The organism is Bradyrhizobium sp. SHOUNA76 (assembly GCF_023006445.1).
In the GTDB taxonomy this organism is placed as follows: domain Bacteria; phylum Pseudomonadota; class Alphaproteobacteria; order Rhizobiales; family Xanthobacteraceae; genus Bradyrhizobium.
Genome location: NZ_JALBHA010000582.1, coordinates 1 through 3,701 on the forward strand (window position 1 = coordinate 1; position 3,701 = coordinate 3,701).

Below are 3,701 nucleotides of genomic sequence, written 5' to 3' on the forward strand. Positions count from 1 at the left end.
GCTGACATGGCGCGCAAGCCTTCCAAGACCAAGCCCCTGAGAGCCAAGGCTGGCCCCGCCCTCACCCATATCGGCGCCTCCGGCGAGGCGCGAATGGTCGACGTGTCGGACAAGCCCGCGACCGAGCGGCTCGCGGTCGCCGAAGGCCGCGTTGTCATGACCAGGGCGACGCTCGATCTGATCGTATCCGGCAATGCCAAGAAGGGCGACGTGCTCGGCACAGCCCGCATCGCCGGCATCATGGCCGCCAAGCGCACTTCGGAACTGATCCCGCTCTGCCATCCGCTCGCGCTGTCGAAGGTGACGCTCGACATCGAGCCCGACGTGAAATTGCCGGGCTGCCTCGTTCGCGCCAGCGTGAAGGTGACGGGCCCGACCGGCGTCGAGATGGAGGCCCTCACGGCCGTGTCGGTCGCCTGCCTCACCATCTACGACATGATCAAGGCGGTCGAGCGCGGCGTGCGCATCGAGGGTATCCATCTGGTCGAGAAGCTCGGCGGCAAGTCCGGCCACTACCGCGCGTGAACGTTACTTCAGCGACGTGCTGATCGATGTGAATTTCGTGTTGAGCCTGCTGCCCAGGCCGTTCACGACGGTGATGATCGCAAGCGCGATGCCGGCGGCGATCAGGCCGTATTCGATCGCGGTCGCACCACGCTCGTCGGCGATGAAGCTCTTCAGAATGTTCGTCATGGTCGTGTCCCTCTCTGTGTCTTTGGCAGATGTGTTCGCAAATCACGTGCCAATGCGCTTTCGAGGAACGCCAACATGTTAGATGGTTAAGCCCTGGTTGATCACGGCACGGCCGGCAGGAATTGACCGGCATCGCGGGAGCTTGCGGCAATTCCTGCACGGTCTTGCGCCCGGCGCATCGATTGCTTTTGTGCGCGGCCGTTCACATCGCATTAACCGCGCTTCCTAACTTCGCCTCCACACCGATCCCGTAAACCAACGGATGTTTACCGGGCCAAGAATTGACCCTGACGTGTGCACGGCAATGATCCAGCATGATGACGAGATTAGGCAATCGCCTCTTTGACCAGGCCTTCGTGCGCGGCGGACCGATCCGCTGGCTGGTGATGAGCGGCACGCTGCTGATCGCAGCAATTGCCATAGGCTCGGTGCTGATGGCGCAGAATTTCCGCGAGCGGGCACTGCGTAACTCCAGCCGCGAGCTTGACAACACGGTGCTGCTGCTCGCCCACCATTTCGATCAGCAATTGCAGGATTTCGCGGTCATCCAGAAGGATTTCGTCGACCACGTCCGCACCACAACAATCAACAGTGCCGACGACTATCGCAAGCGCCTCTCGGGCCAGGACGTCCATCGGATGTTGCGCTCGAAGATCGAGGCGCTGCCCTACATCGGCGGCGTCAACATCATCGACGCCGAAGGCGATCTGATCAATTCCTCCACGGCATGGCCGGCTCCGAAAGTGAACGTTGCCGATCGCGGCTATTTTCGCACCTTCAAATACGATCCCTATTCGCCTGACGTGCTGATCGAGCCGCTGCACAGCCGCATCTCCGGCGCATGGACCATCCTGGTGGCCCGGAGGATCGTCGGACCAAGCGGCGAATTCCTGGGTGTCGTCGGACGCGGGATCGAGCCCGCGAATTTTGAGAAATTCTTCGCCTCCGTCGCGCTCGGCGAAGACGCCACAATCTCGATGCTGCATCGCGACGGTACGCTGCTCGCCCGGTATCCGCATTCCAGCGAATTGATGGGGCGAAATTTCAAGAACGGTTCATTTGCGCAGCAGAGGGTTTTCGGCCTCGATCAATTCGCCGGCCGTTTCGTAAGCCCGGTCGACGGCGACGACCGGCTGATCTCCTCGCGCGCCCTGCCCCACTACCCGATCCTGATGATGGCCACCACGACGCGCGCGGCTGCACTAGCGGACTGGCGCGAGCAGATCGGCATCCTGATGTCGGTCGCCGCCTCTTCCGCGCTCGCCATCGCAGGCGTTCTGATCGCGGTCGTGCGCAAGCTGCTGGCGCAGCACCGACTCTCGCGGGAACGATTGACGCTGGAAAAGCAGCGGCTCGACCGCGCCGTCAACAACATGACGCAAGGCCTTTTGCTGTTCGACGCCGGGCAGCGGCTGGTGGTCTGCAATCAGCGCTACATCGAGATGTACGGACTATCGGCCGAAACCGTGAAGCCCGGCTCGAGCTTCCACGACATCATCGCCCATCGCAAGGTGACCGGCTCGTTCACGGGCGACGTCGACGATTATCTCGCCCGCGTGCTGAAGGGCATCCATGTGCGCAACTCCATGGTGGTCGAGACCTCCGATGGCCGCTCGATCCACATCCTCAACGAACCGCTCGCGGACGGCGGCTGGGTGGCAACCCATGAGGATATCACCGAGCGTCGTCGCATCGAGGAGCGCATCACCCACCTCGCCCATTACGACTCGCTGACCGATCTGCCCAACCGCACCATGTTCCACGAGCATCTGCGCGAAGAGCTGGCCGCTATCGGCAACGGCGAAGAGATCGCGGTGCATTACATCGACATCGACGAGTTCAAGGGCGTCAACGACGCGCTCGGCCATCTCGTCGGGGACGAGCTGCTGAAATCGGTTGCCGCAAGCCTGCGCCGCTGTGCGGGCCCGGCGGATTTCGTGGCGCGGCTCGGCGGCGACGAATTCGCCATCGTACAGAGCCCGGTGACGTCGCTGGACCAGGTCAACGAACTCGTCGCGCGGATCTTCGAGGCTATCCGCGCGCCGTTCGACTGTCTGGGCCATCATCTCAACACCGATGCCAGCATCGGAATCGCGCTCGCACCCGAACATGGCACTGCGCTCGACCAGATCCTCAAGAACGCGGACATGGCGATGTATGCCGCCAAATCCGCCGGACGCCGCACCTATCGCTTCTTCGAGCCGGAGATGGACGCCAAGGCCCGCGAACGCCGGCAGCTCGAGAGCGACCTGCGCCACGCCATCGCCCAAGGGGGTCTCGAAGGCGGCCTCGAGGTCTATTACCAGCCCTGCCTCGGCCTGAAGGATGATCGCATCACCGGCTGCGAGGCACTGGTGCGCTGGCGCCATCCCGAGCGCGGCATGGTCTCGCCGGCGGAGTTCATCCCGATCGCCGAAGATACCGGCCTGATCAACGAGATCGGCGAATGGGTGCTGGCGACCGCCTGCCGGGAGGCGGCAAGCTGGCCCGACGACATCCGCCTCGCCGTCAACGTCTCGCCGGTGCAGTTCAAGAGCGGCACGCTGGCGCTGAAGATCATGGCGGCGCTCGCCGCTTCGAACCTGCCGGCGAGCCGGCTGGAGCTCGAGATCACCGAGGCGGTGCTGATCCGCGACGACGACACTGCGCTTACGATCCTGCACCAGCTCCGGGCCATCGGCGTGCGCATCGCGCTCGACGATTTCGGCACCGGCTACTCGTCGCTGAGCTATCTGCACCGCTTCCCGTTCGACAAGATCAAGATTGACCGCTGTTTCGTCGACGACATCGCCGGTCCCGACGGCTCAGCCAGCATCGTCCAGGCCGTCGTCAATCTGGCGGCCGCGCGCCGCATGACCACCACGGCCGAGGGCGTCGAGACCGAGGAGCAGCAGCGCCTGCTGCGCGCACTCGGCTGTTCCGAGATGCAGGGGTATCTCTTCAGCGCCGCAAAGCCCGCCGACAAGGTGCTCGAGCTGTTCGCGCTGCATCGCAGCCGGCTCGCCCAG

3 protein-coding genes are annotated in these 3,701 nt (G+C 63.7%); 2 read left to right on the plus strand and 1 reads right to left on the minus strand.

All coding sequences use genetic code 11. The features are described 5' to 3' along the window. Positions 1 to 6: 6 nt before the first annotated feature. A complete protein-coding gene (moaC, locus tag MOV74_RS33665) occupies positions 7 to 525 on the plus strand; it encodes a cyclic pyranopterin monophosphate synthase MoaC (protein WP_246931297.1) in 519 nt (172 codons plus the stop codon). Positions 526 to 528: 3 nt separating this feature from the next. Here moaC and MOV74_RS33670 read toward each other — a convergent pair whose 3' ends face one another. Continuing rightward, positions 529 to 693: a Flp family type IVb pilin gene (locus tag MOV74_RS33670; RefSeq protein WP_246931295.1), complete on the minus strand. Its 165-nt coding sequence runs from the start codon at positions 691 to 693 to the stop codon at positions 529 to 531. A 314-nt stretch (positions 694 to 1,007) separates the two neighbouring features. Here MOV74_RS33670 and MOV74_RS33675 point away from each other — a divergent pair. Continuing rightward, positions 1,008 to 3,701, plus strand: a 2,694-nt coding sequence (locus MOV74_RS33675; protein ID WP_246931296.1) for an EAL domain-containing protein, incomplete at its 3' end; no start/stop codon positions are given.